Genomic DNA, 18035 nt, shown 5'->3' on the forward strand with positions numbered 1-18035 from the left:
TATTAAGTTAATTGTTCTTTTTATCTTTCCTAATCAACAGACAGAGACCGATGAAAGTGAACAGTGCATTGAAAATCAGCAACTCGTAGCTGAATTGATAACCTCCGAACCAGGCTTCGGAATTTTTCTGCAGAATGAAGCAGAGAACCGGGGAGGCGATGGCAACCAGCGGGATGTACTTGTCACGCACTTGTTGTTTCATGAAGATGCCGAAAGCAAACAGACCCAAGATAGGACCGTAGGTATAGCTTGCCAGGATATATACAGCATCGATGACACTGGTGTTGTTCAGAAGATTGAATACGAAAATGGTGATTCCCATGACAACCGCCATGCCGATGTGCACTTTCTTGCGCATCTTCACAACCGTCTCTTCCGATTTGCCTTTCGTTCCCAGAATGTCTACGGTGAAGGAAGTGGTCAGCGCGGTGAGTGCCGAGCCTGCGGCTGAATAGGCAGAAGAAATCAGGCCGATGATGAACAGTATGCCCACAATGGCAGGGAAATAGTTGCCGGTGGCAATCAGCGGGAACAGTTCGTCACTCTTCTCCACCGCAATCTGCTGGTTGGCGGCAAAGATGTAGAGCAGCACGCCCAGCATCAGGAAAAGCAGGATGACGAAGAACTGCGAAATGACACTGGTAATCATGTTCTTCTGCGAGTCCTTGAAGTTCTTGCAGCTCAGGTTGCGCTGCATCATGTCCTGATCCAGCCCGGTCATGGCAATCATGGTGAAGGCGCCGGCGAGGAACTGCTTGAAGAAGTACTGCTTGCTGTTCACATCGTCGAAGAAGAAGATGCGAGACATGTCACTGTCGGCAATGGTGCTTACCATACCGGTAAATGACAGATTGAGGTCGGAAGCGATGTACCAGATGCAGAGTACGACCGACACTACCAAGCAGAATGTCTTCAGAGAGTCTGTCCAGATAAGAGACTTTACGCCACCCTGGAAAGTGTACAACCAGACCAGTGCCACCGTGATGGCCACGTTCAGCAGGAAAGGCAGTCCGAAAGGTTCGAATACCAGCAGTTGCAACGTCAGGCATACGAGGAACAGACGGACAGCGGCACCGAGCATTTTGGAGATGAAGAAGAACCAGGCACCCGTGCGGTAGGAAGACATGCCGAAACGGTTCTCCAGATATTCGTAGATGGATACCAGGTTCATTTTGTAGAATAGCGGTACCAGCAGATAGGCTATGATGAGCTGTCCGGCAATGAAGCCCAACACCATTTGCAGATAGCCGAAGCTGCTGGCGGCAACCATGCCGGGTACGGATACATAGGTCACACCTGAAATGGCGGAACCGACCATGGCGAACGCCACGACATACCAGGATGACTTACGGTTACCGACAAAGAATCCTGCGTTGTCAGCCTTTCTTCCTGCAATATAAGATACCGTGAACAATATCACGAAGTAGGCAGCGATGGTAATGATTACGGAAAGTGGAGTCATAACGTTTATTTACAATTTGTTTATTTACAATTTACAATTTGCCATGCGGTGTTTCTTTAATATAGACTGTTGTACCTTCCCATTTACTTCTGAATTGTACATTTCCTGAAATTGTACATTGTAAATAGTGAATTGTACATGTCTTTATTCTTCGTAGAGCAGGTAGGGCTTGCGCTGTACCTTGAATTTCTCTACGTCGTCTTTCCATCTTGCCTTGATTTCTTCGGCGCTCTTCCCTTCCTTTATCATTTTGCGCACGTAGTCGGTGCCTATCAACAGTTCGAAGAAGGAACGGAAGAAGTGGTCGTCTATGTTCAGATTCCGGTAAGCGTCTATCACGTAACTCAAGTCAATACCGCGTTTCCAGATTTCCTCGTCGCTCATGTTGCTCAGGTTCACGCCGTGGCAAAGCTTGCCCAGCTGGGGCGGATTCTTGGCTCCGGGAACACTGCGCGGGGTGAAGCTGTAGCTGTAGCCCGTCATGTTGGGATGCCCGTAGACCTGGAAGGGGAGGTCGGTTCCTCTTCCCAGGCTGACCGGAGTGGCCTCGAAATAGCAGGTCGAGGGGTACAGATAGATGGACTTCATGTTCGGCAGATTGGGGGACGGGGGAATCGGCAGCTTGTATAGTGTCTGGTGCGTATAATTCTTGCAGGGAATGACGGTCAGGTCGCAAGTGCGTGATGCCGGCAACCAGCGTTCGCCGTTTACCATCAGGCCCAGTTCGCCCAGCGTCATGCCGTGCACCACGGGAATCGGCAGCCAACCTACACCGGATTTATATTTCATGTCCAGTATCGGGCCGTCCACGTAGTGTCCGTTCGGATTGGGGCGGTCCAGTATCAGCACCTTGCGGTTGTATTCTGCACAAGCGTCCATCAGCCGGCACATAGAGGCATAATAAGTATAGAATCTCAGGCCTACATCCTGGATGTCTACCACAAGGATATCGAACTTGCGCATGGATGCTTCGCTTGGTTTTCCGGATTTCCCGTCGTACAGCGAGAGGATAGGTACTCCGGTCTTCTTGTCTACCGAGCTGGACACGTGTTCGCCTGCGTCGGCATCTCCTCTGAAACCGTGTTCAGGGGAGAAAATGGCTACTACATTGAACTTGTTTTCCAGCAGAATGTCCAGCAGATGCTTGTCTCCTATCATTCCTGTATGATTGGAGAATATGGCAATTCGTTTATCTTTTAGGATTGGAAAATACTCGGAAGTCTGTTCATCACCTAAAATAACTCGTTCTTCTTGTGCCCGGCACAGTAAAGAACTACATAGCACAAAGGCTAAAAGCAGCAGTTTCTTCATAATAGTATTATTAAGGAGGACGTTGTTTGCAACAAAGATACGTTTTATTTTAATATCAAAAACACTTATTTGGGTATTTTTAGTATTATCAATCATAATTTGCAAATAGTCAACTGTTCACCTTATTAATAATGGTTGAACTGCATCAGCTGCGTACGGAAATACTTTTTATAAAAAGAGTGAGGGCCAAGTTTGCCCTCACTTTGGTACAATCGGTGGGAGTGCCGGTTCATTCTTCTATTCTTACCAGATGATAAAGTGTTCCCCGGTTCGATTTCTTGTTGAGGATGTCCAGCTTGCGGAGCGTGCGCCCGAAAGCTGCTATCCGGTTGATGGCCAACTTATCCCTCGTTTTCTGTTGCAGGTCGTTGAAAATCTGCATGGCTGTGAGCCATTCGCCTTCTTCGCTCTCCTCCGCGCCACGGAAATGGCAAAGGAAAAGTTCTTCCAATGGGTCTACCCGCTCGAATTCCCGGTTGTACTCCTTTACGATTGCTTCGTCAGTGTCGTCCAGCCAGTAGCGTTCACCCTTCATGATGTCGTGCATGGCTTGGGCATAGAGCTGGCGATAATTGATAGTGACGTTTGTCTGGATAGGGCCGGTCACTTCGATGCAAATGAAACGGCGGCTTCCCGACGGGTCGGTCAGCAGGTCTTTCAGATTGCTGGTCCCGATGAAGGAGGCATAGCGGCGCATTTCCTGAATAGTGCTACCGTAGGGCTTTCGCAGGTTGGCAACCGGTTTTTGCAGGAGGTGCTTCAAGAAGCCTTGCTGATTGGCGTTTATCTGGTCGAATTCGTCGATGTTAATCAGAAAAAAGCGGCCAAGGCTGCGCTCCGCTTCCTGCTTGCTCTTGAAGTCGATACTGTCGGTGTAGCCGAAACGCAGTTCCGGTGGCAATAGGATGCGGCAGAAAGTACTTTTGCGGTAACCTTGCGGACCTACGAGCAGGGGCGAGGTGTTGTTGCCGTGCTGTTTGTCGATTCCCCGCCAATGTGCCACCATGCCAAGAAACCACCGGTAGAACAGTTCCCTCCAGTGGGGATTGTGGCAGGGCACGAGGTCGGCCAATGCGCGGATGCGGTCTTTGCCGTCCCAGCGTCCGGTGTTATAGAGATATTCTTCGATGGGGTTGTATAGCGGCACGTGGTCCGAAGACAAGAAGCGGGTGATGTCGCGGTCCCACACACGTACTCCCTCTTTCAGTGCCTTCATGGCGATGCTGCTGCGTACGCGCTGGTCGGCAGGCTGGAAGTAGAAGTGGATGGAGTCGCGCTGCCGGTATTCCAAGTCGCCAAGCACGGTGTTGTAGCGGAATTCGTAGCGGCGTTTCATGAACTCCTCCAGCCGGAAAGCTGTTTCCTGGTCTTTGTTCAGGCTGCTGCGGGTGCCGAAGCCTTTCAATTCCCCGTAAAGGTTATGCAGCGTCAGGCGTACAAGGGGTTCGTCTGCCTCCCGGTAGTAGTGCATCAGTGTCTGGCGCACCGCTTCTTCTTCAGGAATGCCGGCTTTGAAGCAATGTTCGGCAAGGCGGGACAGCAGGGCGGCTTGTTGTTTCACCAGTTCGGCTTCGGCCACCCCGGCCAGATTGTTTACTTCCAGTAGTACCAGCCCGTTGTAGGTCTTTATCCGGTGTTCTCCTGCTTTGGTGCGGGTCATTTCTACGGCGGGATAGAGACGCGGCAGTCTGTCGATATGCTCATATCGGGCGTTGGTCCCTTTCAAATGCGGGATGATGCTACGCAGCTCCGTAATGTATCCGGTCTTGTTCTCGGTTTTCAGCTTTTCCATCAACATGTCCGTTTCTTGTGTGCCGACGGCCTCTTTTCCACTTTCGCGTTCCTCTCTGATCAGTGTGATTTTCATTCTTTATCGTGTATGTAATATTCTTGTAAAGATACGCCGGGAAAGGGGTGAATACAAGCTTTTCAAGGATTATTTTCCGATTGGCTTCTTTTTTGGGGTGGAATGTCTATATGTTTCTTTTATAAAAGGTGTTCGTTTCTTTGCTTATCCCCATAGTTTTGTCTACTTTTACACCAGAGTTTATGAACAGTCCACTAAAGTGGTCTTTCTTGTTCATATTAGTGAACGGAGCAGCTCATTACAGTGAACGGTTCTGCTCACGGGCTGGGCTGTGATATAACCTTGGTACTTCAACAGACTGCGTACGTACTTCGCACGTGTTCCGTGCAGTGCTTTATCGTATAATGTAACCCTTTAACGCAGTTTGAACTATGGCTATTTTGTTTGATTGGTACGAGAATCCGGACTCGTACGACAAATCTCCGGAAGATAAAATCCTTCATCCCCGTCTCCGCCTGAATGGGAGCAGGTCTACCGATGAATTGCGGCGGGACATCCAGGCACGTTGCTCATTGACAGAAACCGATGTGACGGCTGTGCTCGATGCTGTGTCGCACGTCATGGGCAGGGAACTTGCCGAAGGAAGGCAGGTGCATCTCGACGGCATCGGCTACTTTCGCGTGTCGCTCACCACGACCGAACCGGTAGTGGCTGCTACCAAGCGTAAGTTGACGAAGGTGAAGATGGCGGGTGTGAAATTTCGTGCCGACCAGAAACTGAAAAATGAAATTGGTACCATCAAGGCAAAGGCTTTGAAGGCAAACGAGCATTCGGCTAAACTGACGGATAAAGAGATAGACCGTCGCCTGACCAACTATTTCGCTGCCCGTCTTTTTATGACGCGGAATGACTTCCAGAGTGTTTGCGGTATGATGCGTACTACGGCCATGCGGCATATCCGTCGGTTGCGTACCGAAGGAAAGTTGAAAAATGAAGGGACAATACAGCAGCCGATTTATGTGCCTGCTCCTGGATATTATGGTAGGAGTGAGTGACTTATGTGCTCTAAGTGAAATAGGATTTTGGTGAGGGTGAATTTTGCCTCCACCTTTTGAAATTGCCCTCACTCACCTCTTGAATGCCGATGGATAGGGCGGTATGTACGAGAGGTGAGGGATGTGAGGGTGTGTACTCGAAATTCAGTTTGCTTTACTGGGTTACTGAATTTTATGTCGTGGCTGGATATAAAACTGATTTGTTTCTCATGTGTCTTGTGAATTTGGTTATGGAAACAATAAAATCGCCCTTTCATTTTATGTATCTATATGGAAATGAAAGGGCGATATTAGATTATCACAGTTCTGGATAGTCAGCGATAATCGCTATTGCAATCTCATTGCATTTATTACCACCCTGGATTATTTGGAAGTAATTGCGGATTCAAGTCACATTGGCCGGATGGAACCGGATATAAATAATACTTCTTGTCAAAATCACGAGGAGTATGTCCTTTGCTACCGTCAATCCAGTCACCTGCTTTATCTGCTTCGCAAGCTGGGTCGTTCTTGACATTGGCACCTAATAAAATATTAGGATATTTGGACGAATCCAGTTTGTCCAATTGATGCCAACGGACTAAATCCCAATAACGGAACCAGTTGTCGAACATTAGTTCGCAGCGGCGTTCACGGCGGATTTCCCAAATGAGGTCACTTACATTATGATTGTTGGCTGGGTCGGAATAGCCCACCTCGACTTTTAAGTCGGGCAGTCCGGCACGTTTTTTTAGTAAGTTGATGCTTTTGTCTAAATCTGCTTGAGAAATGCTACCCAATTCTGCGCAAGCTTCGGCATAATTCAAATAGACAACGGAAAGCCAGAATATGGGTGCATGTGTATAGTTGCTACTTGTTTGATTACGATAGTTGAGAGGGATATCTCCATTGTCGTACTTGGCAACTCCATAGCCGGTAGAAGAAGTTTGTTCCATGTCACCGGGGAAACGTTTGTTGCTATTGCCGTTGTAGAGCAATACATGGTCGATAGTCTCACTCAGACGTTTGTCGCGTACGGCTAACATGTTGACTAATGAAAGCTTTCCATCTACCAACGGTGCAACAAGGTTATTGTCGCGGTCGGTTAATGCCAGTGGTTTGCCGTCGGTAAACAGATAAGAGTCGAATGCGTCTTTCGTCATACCGCTCATCTGGGTGGAGGTACAAGTATAGTCGATTAAAGAGTGTGTAAGCAATGATTGTTTGTAAGCTTTGTAAAATATCATTTCAGGATTCTTGCTCAAATCAATAGAATTATAATTTCCTTGATAGGAACTGTTCAGACTGAAATTCTTTGCCATTATAGCCGTACATGCTTCTTTGCAAGCTGTGAGGAACTTTTGCGCACCGGCTGCATCTGCGGCTGGTTGTCCGTCATTTGCACTGCGGTATTTGCGGAAAGTTCCTTCCCATAGGCAGATGTCAGCCTTCATGGCATTGGCCATGCTGCGGCTCCAGCTGATTTTGCTGCTACCATCATTAATGTTAGCTGTGGCAAAGTTCAAATCATCTAAAACATAGTCCATTACTTCATCACGACTGGTGCGTGGACCATAAATAATGCCTTCGTCAGTAATGTTTAATGCTTTATCGGTGTAAGGTACGTCACCGAACATACGCACCAATTGGAAATATTCATAAGCACGCATCAGGCGGGCTACGCCGAGCCAATGGTTCTTTACTGCGTCAGTTTCAGAAATCTTGGGTACATTTTCCAACATAACGTTAGCACGACGGATTTCGATATATGAATTCTTCCAGGTACTGTTAGTTGTCAGATTGTCTTTTTGAGCCCAATCAGTAAATGAATTGCCAGCCTGGTCATCCGACAAAGTTTTGAAATAGAACAATCCGGCCCCACCGCCATTGCCATAGCCGGTAAATTCGTTATAGAAAGTATTGGCATAGCCTTCTACATTGCTGGCATTAGTCCAGAAATTATTATTTGTGAACTTGTCCAATGGGTCTTTGTCTAATATGCTATCGCAACCGGTTAATGTAGAGAGCGACAGTAGACTCAAACCTATTATATAATTAATTCTTTTCATACAATATTCTTTATTTAAAGTGAATGACTGATGTTAGAAAGTTACTTGTAAACCGAACGATATGGTACGGTACATCGGGTCTATACGTCCCCAAGTACCGTTAGTTGGCTCTTCTGTCTCTTGAGAATTGATTTCAGGGTCAACGGGAGCTTTGCTCTTGTTGATTAGTTCACAGATATTGTTGGCACTGAAGTAGACACGAACTTTGTCTATATAGGCTTTTCTTGTTAAGTTCTGTGGTAATGTATAGCCGATAGTCAGATTCTTAAAACGCAGATAAGCCATGTTTACTAAATATCTACTTTGTGGGTAGAAGTTGTGGTTTCCTCCTTCCAATACGGAGATAGTACCTTTATTGGCATTTGTTGCCCACATGCGTGGATAATACGCATCGTAATTTTGGTTTTCTTCTGTCCAATAATCCGTCTGGTTGTCATAGATGGCATCGGCACCACGGGACATAGGAATAACGAATGCGCCGGTCGACCAGACATCACGCTTGCCCACTCCTTGGAAGAATGCGTCAATATCAAATCCTTTCCAGGTGCCGCCCAAACGGAAGCTATACTGGTAGCGTGGAGTGGTGTTACCGATAACTTTCAAATCACCATGGTCATCTGCAGTACCTTTTCCGCCATCAATAACATCGTTGCCATCTAAGTTCTTGAACTTGATGTCACCCGGGCCATATATGAAGCCATTCTGTTCCAATCCTTTCTGTGAAGCAATCCCTTCTTTGTATGAACCGTCTGCATTGAAATCGTCTTTTGTGAAAAGGCGGTCTGTCTCAAATCCCCAAATGTCACCATACACTTTACCACTGTAATTTTCATTCAGCAGCTTGGAATCGTTATCCCATTTGGTTATTACTGTTTTGAAGTCGCCGATACTGGCGTTGGCATATACATTTACTTCTTTGAAAGTATGATGCCAGTTAATGCTAAGTTCCCAACCACGAGTTCTTAATGTACCGGCATTGACTTTTGGAGCGTCTGCACCCAGTACTTGAGGCATTACTTTACTTGGTGCCAACATGTCTTTTGTAGTGCGTTGGTACCAGTCAAATGAAACGTTGATTTCATTGTTCAGTAATCCGAGGTCCAATCCTAAATCCAGAGTTTGGATACGTTCCCATTTCAGAGTGGATGATACTAATGAGGGCAAATTGTACATGCTGACTTTTTGTCCACTTGAATCTAGCCAATAAGAATAACCAGTAGCAGAATTATTCTCTCTTCTGCTTAAGGTAGAGATAAACATATTGTCACCAATCGCTTGATTTCCGATTTCACCATAAGACGCACGGAATTTACCGTTGCTAACGACTTGTTTTAATGGTGCGAAAAAGGCCTCTTCGCTGAAACGGTATCCCACTGAACCTGAGGGGAAGAATGCCCAACGGTCACTTGACGGGAACTTGGAAGAACCGTCGTAACGTCCGTTTAATTCCAATAGCCATATTCCCTTGTAGTCATAGTTGATACGTCCGAACCAACCGGCTGTACCCCATTCACTATGAGCGCCACTTACCTCTTGGTCACCTGTGGCCAAGCTGAATTCGGGAAGATTGCCGTCTAAAAGTCCTTTATATTTGCTTGAATGCATTTGATATTCGCCTTCTTCGGCATTGGCACCTATCATGATATTGAAATTGTGCTTTTTAGCCAGACTGAATTCATAGTTGGCATACACATTTAATGCATAGGAGTTGTCGCGAATACTTTCTTGGTATAGATAACTTCCTGCTTGGTCAGAAAGGTAGGTGGGCGCTGTTATATCACCGCCCCATGAATTTAAGGCATATACCGGGAGATTTGCTTGTTTCTGGTTAGAGTTGCGGATGTTGAAAGTATAATCTGCGTTTAATGTTAGTCCTTTCAACAGTTTGGCTCTGGCAAAACCTCCGATGCGGGTATAAGAGTCATTGGTTTTGTCTTCTCCTGCTTGTTTGCGATAAGCGATATCATTGCGCATGTCGTGTCCTTGATATGTTCCATAAGGACCAAAAAAACTACCCCAACGCCACATGTATTGGTATGTGTAACGACGAGTGGCAGGCTCTGTGTAGACTTTGTCATTGTAGCTGAAACGTCCTCCGACAGTCAGCCAATCGGTAATGTCAGAAGTGATGTTTATGGTAGCATTGTATTTCTTCAACTTGTTGGGATTGAAGGTCATTACACCTTCTTCTTTATTGTAGCCGAATGAGAGGAAATAAGAAGTCTTTCCACTGGTTCCTTGAATAGAAACATTGTGGCTTTGTGCCGGTTTCCAGTCGCGGAACATGATACCTACTACATCCCAATCTGCATAATATAAGCCTTTGCCGGTTTCAGGGTCAAGATCGAAGTCGTCACCCGGAATCATTTCACGATAACCGGCTTTGCCGCCATGACGCTTTTTCCATGCATCGGCTTTGGCTATGAAGTCATCGTCCATATACATGCCGAAGAGTTCATTCTCTACTCCCATACGTACATTGGCTGCACGTAAAGCTCTTGCTTGTGTCGATACATCGGGAAAATCAGGGAGGATTGAAGGTGTGTCCCAGGAGAAATTATTAGTATAGTTGATTGTAATCTTGTCTGTTTTCTTGGCAGATTTTGTTGTAATCAAGATAACACCGAATGCAGCACGAGTACCGTAGATAGAGGTGGAAGCAGCATCCTTCAGTACGGAGATGTTTTCTATGTCGTTAGGATTCAGGTAGGAAATGTCTTCCATTGCTACACCATCTACAACAATAAGTGGATTACTTTTTGCACTATTGCTCAAAGTACCGGTACCACGGATGGTAATGGTAGGTTTGGCATTTAGTTCACCACTGGAGTTCAGGATTGTCAGTCCTGGAACAACACCTTGTAACGCTTTGCTGACATCAGATTGTGGACGAGCTTCTAAGGTTTTGCTTACATCAACAGTTGAGACTGCACCGGTCAGGTTTGCTTTCTTTTGTACGCCATAACCGACAACTACTACCTCATCCAATAATTCAGTATCTTCTTTCAAGATAATTTTCATTGTTTTGGCAGCTTTCACTTCTTGAGGTTGATAGCCTACAAACGATATGCTTAATGTTGCTCCTGGCTTTACGCTTAATGTGAATTTGCCGTCGATGTCGGTTACAATACCATTGGTAGTACCTTTCTCCACTACACTGGCACCGATAACCGGTTCACCGGCTGCGTCTACCACCAAACCGGTAGCAGTGATGGTTTGTAATTGTTCTGTTACACCAAGCGATTTATCAGGATTGGCTTGTGTAGCCATCACGTTGCCGCTACTTAATAACAGTGAGCTGATTGCCACTGCTGTGAGGAGTTTGCTATGTGTTAGTCCTCGTTTTTTGTGATCTTCATTCATAAATGATTGATGATTTGTTGTTAATTAAATACTGCTTAAATTTAGGGTAAGGGTAATAAGGGCCGAATAGTGAGACTATTCAACTTGCAGGATTGTTTCTTTTTCCATAGGCATTTTCTCTTTTTAAAGGTTCATAACTTTATATTATCTCTTGCTTTCCTATTTGTTTGCTAAGTTCAGACGGAACTTGGAATTCAGTCAGATAGTATCTTATTGTTAGTCTGTTATCGTCTTGTTTTGACTAAAACGCGGTTGCGTTGGAAAAGTGGGAATACTTTGTTGGATGATTGAGGATATGAGCAAAAGGGAGATGTATGGCCAGTAAAATGATTTTTTCTTGAAATAGCCTTGGAAAGATTAAAAAAAGCTATATATTTGTATTCAATTCTAAAACTAACTACCTATGAAACTAATTGCAGAAAGTGGTTCTACGAGAACAGAATGGGCGCTGGTTGAAGATAATCGTCTGATACAGCGAGCCTTCACAGAGGGCTTAAATCCTTTCTTTCAAACGAGAAGAGAGATTAGCCGAAGTGTGCGGTTAGGATTACCCGAGCATTTTTTCAAAAGGAAATTGGAACAAGTCTATTATTATGGTGCCGGATGTACTTCTTATGAAAAGAAAAATGTATTGGGAGCTTCATTGGTAGCACAATTCAAAACTCCAATTCAGGTAGAGAGTGATTTGCTGGCAGCTGCACGTGGCTTGTTCAAATGCGAGGCCGGCATTGCTTGTATTTTGGGAACCGGCTCAAACTCATGTTTTTATGATGGGAAAATCGTTGTAAAGAATGTCCGGGCAGGAGGTTACATCCTGGGGGATGAGGGTAGTGGTGCTGTATTGGGCAAAATGTTCTTGTCTGATGTACTGAAAGGTTTGGCTCCTAAAGATGTAACGGCGGATTTCTTTGAGAAGTTCCGTATAAGTCCGAATGAGGTTATGGAATCTGTGTATAACCGCCCGTTCCCCAATCGCTTTTTGTCTACTATATCTTATTTTTTGGCTGATTATACCAATGATGACTATGTATTTGAGCTGATTACCGGTAATCTGAGAAATTTCTTTACTCGTAATGTCTGCCAATATGACTACAAAAATTATCCTATTCGTTTTGTGGGTTCATTGGCTTACAGCTACGCGGCCATTTTGCGGGAAGTTGCCCGTGAATTTGGCATCGAACTGGAAATCATTGAAGAAACACCAATGAATGGCCTGATTGAATTCCATTCTTTAAATATAGAAGAACCTTAAAATCTTTATATAATAAGGTGTATAACTTCCTTTTTGCAAATGTATAAATATAAAGTTAAATAAATGCAAAGGAATGTTCTTGATATTAAATAATAATGTATCTTTGTTAGGACGAAATGAATGAATCATTTCTCACCTTTGTTAATAACGAGTTTTTTATCTCTTAAAACAACCAATAGAGTTAAGTAATTAACAAGATTTAAACCTTGTATAATATATAACTAAGTTCCGTCTGGACTTGGTAAATAAATAGAAAAAAGAGAGATAATATAAAAATGTGAACCTTTAAATAAAGAAAACGCCTATGAGAAATTAAAGAAGCCTTCGGAAATAGTCTGACTAATCCGAACTATATGATTCCCTTACCCTAATTTTGAAAAACTGGTTTAATTAACAAAATCATCAATCACTTATGAATGAAGATCGCAAAAAACGAGGACTTGCCAATGGTAAGTTCTTTACGGCGGTGGCAATCTGTGCTCTGTTTTTAGGCAGTGGCAACGTGATGGCTGCCCAAACAGCATCCAACGACTCACAAGGAGTACAAGAACAGATGCAATCTATCTCTGTGACTGTCACAGTTGTAGATACAAAAGGTGAACCTATTATTGGTGCCAATGTCATTGAGAAAGGTACGACCAATGGTGGTATTACGGATTTGGATGGAGTTTCCAAATTAAATGTAAAGCCCGGTGCTATTCTGCAAGTATCATTTGTGGGATATACTACTCAAGAAGTCAAGGCAACTTCGGTAATGAAGGTTGTTTTGAAAGATGATACGGAATTGTTGGATGAAGTTGTCGTAGTAGGTTATGGTGCACAGAAAAAAGTGAACCTGACTGGTGCGGTGGCTTCCGTGGACGTGAACAAAACAATCGATAGCCGTCCTATCACGGATATAGGTCGTGCCTTGCAGGGGGCTGTGCCGGGATTGACCATCACTACCAACTCCGGTGAGATAGGTGGTGCGCCTACTATCAAGATTCGTGGTAGTATCGGTTCTCCAAACGGTGATTCCAAACCTTTGATTCTTGTAGATAATGTGGAAGTAACGGATATTTCTATGGTGAATCCGGACGATATTGAAAGTATTTCTGTATTGAAAGACGCCGCTTCTGCTTCTATTTACGGTGCTCGTGGTGCATTTGGCGTATTGCTGATTACCACAAAATCAAGAAGTAAACATGAACGTCTTTCTGTAAAATATACCAATAACTTCGCATGGCGTACGCCGACCAAGACACCCGAACAACTTCCGGGATGGCAGCAGGCTGATATAAACTTGCAGGGTGTAATCAATCAGACTAAGGGATCTGCCGCATTTTATAACGTAGTGGGTAATATGCGTGTGGATGCTACACATGTGCAGAAAATGAAGGATTACTGGGATAAATATGGTTATGGTGACCAGTTTGGCCGTGAGATGGAATTGGGTCGTGACTTTGAGTTCCGCGATGGCGGTATGTTCTTTATCCGCACTTGGGACTGGTATGATGAATACATCAAGGACTGGGCTCCGCAGCAGAACCATAGCCTTTCTATCAACGGTGGCAACGGAAAGACTAATTACAATATCGCTTTGGGTTATCTGAGCCAGGATGGTATGATGAAAATCAATTCGGATGATTATACACGTTATAATGCTAATATCTCTTTGAACTCTGAATTGAACAAATATGTATCTGTCCGTACAGGTGTCATGTTTACCCGTTCTGATTATGACAAGCCGTTTAATTATGGGAGTGATTTGTATGATCCAATGTACTATCTATATCGTTGGCAGCCGATGATGCCTTACGGTACTTTTGAGGGTAAGGAATTCCGCAATGCTTTGACAGAGTTGAAGAGTGCTCCTACTACAACCAAAGAACGTGAATATCTCCGTTTGACGGGTGGTGCAACAATCAAACCTATTAAAGATTTGACAATTGATATTGATGTTGCTTACAGTACAGTGGAAAATCGCTATAAGGAGTATGGTACGCCGAGCTTGACCAGTGGTTATGAAATCTTCACTGCCCGTCCGTCTGTTGAGGCATTGCGTGATTCTTATGGCAGTTATCTATCTGCTGCTACTTATGATTATGTATATCAGGAAACCGGACGCACGGAGAATCTGACAGCTAACTTCGTGGCAACTTATGCCAAACGCTGGGGAGATCATGATTTTAAGGCGATGGCAGGTTCCAGCCTTGAAAAGAGCGAATATGAATATTACTGGGCACAACGCAAAGGTCTGCTCGACCCTGCAAAACCGGAATTGAATCTGGCTACAGGTGACCAGACTACAAGCTCCTCGCATACATGGTGGTCTGTAGCAGGCTTCTTCGGACGTCTTAATTACTCTTACAAAGACCGATATATGTTGGAGTTGAACGGCCGTTATGATGGTTCCTCCCGTTTCCCTTCGGGCAACCGCTTCGGTTTCTTCCCCTCTATGTCTGCCGGTTACCGTATTTCTGAAGAACCGTTCATGCAGTCGTTGAAACCTTATTTGAGTACTTTGAAGGTTCGTGGTTCTTGGGGTATGATTGGTAATCAGGATGTAGGTACCGACCGTTATATCTCCACTCTGTCCACTTCTGTTGACAGTTGGATTATCGATGGAAAGAAAGTACAGTCAACGCAAAAACCGACTATTGTGTCTTCAACCCTTACTTGGGAGAAAGTTACTACACTTGACCTTGGCTTGGATGCCCGTTTCTTCAATGATGCTTTGGGAGTAACGTTTGATTGGTATAACCGTACTACCAGTGATATTTTGACTACTGCTAACCTGCCTGCCACATTGGGTGCTGCCGCTCCATATGAAAATATGGGTACTATCCAGACCAAAGGATGGGAGCTTGCCATTGACTATCGCCATACCTTCAAGAATGGTCTGCACTTTGGCGTGACGGCTTCTGTTGCCGATGACAAGACTGAAGTAACCAAGTGGACGTATAATACAAAGATTCCTTCTTATGGAGCTACCGGATGGTGGGATAAGAGTGCTTATAAAGAAGGTATGGTTTTGGGAGATATCTGGGGCTTGCAGTTCGACCGTTTCTTGACGGAAGATGACTTTAATGCTGACGGTTCTTTGAAAGCCGGTTTGCCCGACCAGACTAAAGTATTCCCTGCCGGTTATCAATTTGCTCCCGGTGATGTGCTTTATAAAGACCTCGACAACAACGGTGAAATCGTAAAACAGACCAATACAAATGACAAGGGTGACCTTAGTGTTATAGGTAACGCCCTGCCGCGTTTACAGTTTGGTTTGAATTTGGATGCTGCTTGGAAAGGCTTTGATATAAGCATGTTCTTCCAGGGGGTAGCCAAGAGAAAACTTTGGGCGGCAGGTAACCAGGTATTGCCAGGCTTTACTACCGGTGAACCCTTCTACAAAGGTGCTGAGGATTATTGGACTCCCGAAAACACAGATGCTTTCTATCCCCGTCCGATGGATTACCAGCAGTCTGCTTCGGGTAACTATAGCGTGAATGATCGCTATTTGCTGAATATGGCTTATCTGCGTCTGAAGACATTTACTGTGGGATATTCTCTTCCTAAGGTTTGGTTGAGTAAATTCAAGGTGCAAGGTTTGCGTGTTTATTTTACAGGTGAAAACCTTTTCACCATTGATGGTGTGAAACCTGCTATCGATCCTGAAATAGGAATACGTACGGCCAATGGTAAGAGTGACCAGCGTAACTTTGGTCGTAGCTATCCATATCAGAAGACAGTGTCGTTCGGTATTCAGCTTAGTTTATAATCTAATAGTAATTGCAGTTATGAAAAAGAAAAATTTATTATACATCGTTTGTGCGTTGGCAATGAGCTCGCTCTGCGGTTGCGACGATTTTTTGGATAAAGACCCGCAGGACAAGCAGACCAATGACACTTATTGGCAGACTGAAACTTCTTTGCGTACTTATGCGCAAGACTTCTATTCTTCCTACTTTACAGGATATGGTACCGACTATACAGTTTTTGCCGGTTATTTCTCTGGAGATGATTATACGGATGATTTTATCAATCTGAATAATGCAAATACAAACGGTTCAGGATATATTTATTTCTCCACTTCTGCCACTACGGACTGGAATAGCCGGACCGGAACTTGGTCGGATAATTATAGTGTTATTTATAAAGCCAATGTCATGCTTGAGAAGATTCCCGGAATGAATATTTCGGACGAAGCCAAGAGACACTGGGAAGGTATTGCACGCTATTTCCGTGCAATGGCCTATAGTACGCTGGCAAAGTATTATGGCGGTGTTCCTTACTACGATAAGGTGACAGACCCGGCAGACCCGACTCTTTATAAAGACCGTGATTCTTATTTGTATGTAGCGCAGAAGATACAAGAGGATTTTCAATATGCATTGGATAATGTACGTACGGATGATACGAAGCGCCAAGTCAATAAATATGTGGTTGGTGCGTATATGTCACGCGAAATGCTGTATCATGCCACATGGCTGAAGTATCACGGTACTACTGTAGGTCCTACTTCAGAGAAGGTGGCGGATGGTGATATTAAGAACTTGCTGCAAGGAGCCATTAATGGTGCAGAGGTCGTGATGAACTCTGGTATCTATTCAATAGGCAATACCTATAATGCTTTGTTTACTACGGACGATTTGGCTAACAATCCGGAAGTCATCTGGTATCGTGAATATACAAGCGGTTTGCAGTGTAATGCTTTGATGTCCTACAATGGCCCGGAAGATCAGACTCAAGGTGGTGTTACGCAAGATGTAATCAACACTTATCTTTGCAGTGACGGTTTGCCGATAGGTCAGTCTCCGCTGTATCAAGGTAAGGGAGACCCGAGTATTCAGAAGTCATTTCAAAACCGTGACCCGCGTTTGTATCAAACTATTGCCGATAGTCTCCGTATTATGAGCGCCATGGGTACAAATTATACCGAAGGTACATCACCAACGGGATATCCTACCAAAAAGTTCTTGAACGACGAGTGGTGGGTGGCTGGTCTGGATTATTGTACCGGTAGATTAAGTCCGGCTGATGCGCCGTGTATCCGCTATGCGGAAGTGTTGCTGAACTATGTAGAAGCACGTTATGAGATTGCTCAAGTGGGGGGTAACATTTTCTCGCAGAGTGACCTTGACAAGTCTATCAATGAACTCCGTGACCGTCAGCTGACGAAGTGGGGAGATACTGAAGCCAAGACAATGCCGAAAGTTCAACTGAATGGCGGCAACTTGAGTGTGAATGGGGTTGTTATCAATGACCCTGCCCGTGACCCTGATGTCAATCCGGTTTTGTGGGAAATCCGTCGTGAGCGTCGTATTGAGTTGATTATGGAAGGCCGTCGTGGTGAAGACCTCCGTCGTTGGGCCAAGTTTGAATACTTAAACTCAGAAGATGCAAATGGTTATCCTACCATGTCTTTCCTGGGTGCTTATGTCAATATGGCCGATTATCCGGAAATATCTTCAAAAGATGATTCCGGCAAGAGAGTGCTCTATCTGTTCGACCCAGAGAATCCGGGTAATGAGGATACTGAAAAAGGGTATATTTATTATCTTCGTGAAAAGGAACTTCGTATATTCAAGGCTGGTGAATTGAATTCGGAACGCTACTATTTGCGTGCCATACCGGCTGCACAGTTGACTATTTATGAGAATAAAGGTCAGGCGTTGACTCAGAACCCAGGTTGGTAATATAGTATATTGTAATTTAATAATTGACAACCCTATTCTATTATGTCTATGACATAAAAAGAGTA

At 44.6% G+C, this 18035-nt stretch carries 9 protein-coding genes; 4 read left to right on the forward strand and 5 right to left on the reverse strand.

All coding sequences use genetic code 11. From position 1 onward, the window contains the following. Positions 1–7 precede the first annotated feature (7 nt). The 3 genes from HUX74_RS11645 to HUX74_RS11655 all read right to left on the reverse strand — a co-directional run bounded on the left by HUX74_RS11645 (position 8) and on the right by HUX74_RS11655 (position 4640). Positions 8–1462, reverse strand: coding sequence for a sodium:solute symporter (locus HUX74_RS11645; protein WP_174646671.1), 1455 nt, complete (start codon positions 1460–1462; stop codon positions 8–10). Between the two features lie 144 nt (positions 1463–1606). Beyond that, a complete protein-coding gene (locus HUX74_RS11650; protein WP_174646672.1) occupies positions 1607–2773 on the reverse strand; it encodes an exo-beta-N-acetylmuramidase NamZ domain-containing protein in 1167 nt (388 codons plus the stop codon). A 229-nt stretch (positions 2774–3002) separates the two neighbouring features. Beyond that, complete coding sequence (locus HUX74_RS11655) at positions 3003–4640, reverse strand: VapE domain-containing protein (protein WP_174646673.1); 1638 nt, start codon at positions 4638–4640, stop codon at positions 3003–3005. Positions 4641–5011: 371 nt separating this feature from the next. On the opposite strand from HUX74_RS11655, the gene HUX74_RS11660 reads away from it, so the two are divergent. Then, positions 5012–5635 carry an HU family DNA-binding protein gene (locus HUX74_RS11660; protein ID WP_174646674.1) on the forward strand — a complete coding sequence of 208 codons (624 nt, stop codon included), beginning with the start codon at positions 5012–5014 and terminating at the stop codon, positions 5633–5635. Between the two features lie 350 nt (positions 5636–5985). Here HUX74_RS11660 and HUX74_RS11665 read toward each other — a convergent pair whose 3' ends face one another. Both HUX74_RS11665 and HUX74_RS11670 read right to left on the reverse strand, forming a co-directional pair. Beyond that, positions 5986–7683: a RagB/SusD family nutrient uptake outer membrane protein gene (locus HUX74_RS11665; protein WP_174646675.1), complete on the reverse strand. Its 1698-nt coding sequence runs from the start codon at positions 7681–7683 to the stop codon at positions 5986–5988. Between the two features lie 33 nt (positions 7684–7716). Next, on the reverse strand, positions 7717–11046 hold the full coding sequence (locus tag HUX74_RS11670) for a TonB-dependent receptor (protein ID WP_174646676.1): 3330 nt from the start codon (positions 11044–11046) through the stop codon (positions 7717–7719). A 403-nt stretch (positions 11047–11449) separates the two neighbouring features. Between HUX74_RS11670 and HUX74_RS11675 the strand changes: the two genes are divergently transcribed. The 3 genes from HUX74_RS11675 (at position 11450) to HUX74_RS11685 (ending at position 17970) form a co-directional block, all read left to right on the forward strand. Then, positions 11450–12298, forward strand: a complete 849-nt coding sequence (locus tag HUX74_RS11675; RefSeq protein WP_008662810.1) for a hypothetical protein — start codon at positions 11450–11452, stop codon at positions 12296–12298. A gap of 412 nt (positions 12299–12710) precedes the next feature. Then, positions 12711–16052, forward strand: a complete 3342-nt coding sequence (locus tag HUX74_RS11680) for a TonB-dependent receptor (RefSeq protein WP_174646677.1) — start codon at positions 12711–12713, stop codon at positions 16050–16052. A gap of 19 nt (positions 16053–16071) precedes the next feature. Then, complete coding sequence (locus HUX74_RS11685) at positions 16072–17970, forward strand: RagB/SusD family nutrient uptake outer membrane protein (protein ID WP_174646678.1); 1899 nt, start codon at positions 16072–16074, stop codon at positions 17968–17970. Positions 17971–18035 lie beyond the last annotated feature (65 nt).

The sequence above is a fragment of the Bacteroides sp. Marseille-P8574 genome (assembly GCF_902825465.1).
Lineage (GTDB): Bacteria > Bacteroidota > Bacteroidia > Bacteroidales > Bacteroidaceae > Bacteroides > Bacteroides uniformis.

Coding starts and splice junctions, on each gene's coding strand:
- HUX74_RS11650 (WP_174646672.1), bottom strand. CDS start 2,773: ATGAAGAAACTGCTGCTTTTAGCCTTTGTGCTATGTAGTTCTTTACTG.
- HUX74_RS11685 (WP_174646678.1), top strand. CDS start 16,072: ATGAAAAAGAAAAATTTATTATACATCGTTTGTGCGTTGGCAATGAGC.
- HUX74_RS11660 (WP_174646674.1), top strand. CDS start 5,012: ATGGCTATTTTGTTTGATTGGTACGAGAATCCGGACTCGTACGACAAA.
- HUX74_RS11680 (WP_174646677.1), top strand. CDS start 12,711: ATGAATGAAGATCGCAAAAAACGAGGACTTGCCAATGGTAAGTTCTTT.
- HUX74_RS11670 (WP_174646676.1), bottom strand. CDS start 11,046: ATGAATGAAGATCACAAAAAACGAGGACTAACACATAGCAAACTCCTC.
- HUX74_RS11665 (WP_174646675.1), bottom strand. CDS start 7,683: ATGAAAAGAATTAATTATATAATAGGTTTGAGTCTACTGTCGCTCTCT.
- HUX74_RS11655 (WP_174646673.1), bottom strand. CDS start 4,640: ATGAAAATCACACTGATCAGAGAGGAACGCGAAAGTGGAAAAGAGGCC.
- HUX74_RS11645 (WP_174646671.1), bottom strand. CDS start 1,462: ATGACTCCACTTTCCGTAATCATTACCATCGCTGCCTACTTCGTGATA.
- HUX74_RS11675 (WP_008662810.1), top strand. CDS start 11,450: ATGAAACTAATTGCAGAAAGTGGTTCTACGAGAACAGAATGGGCGCTG.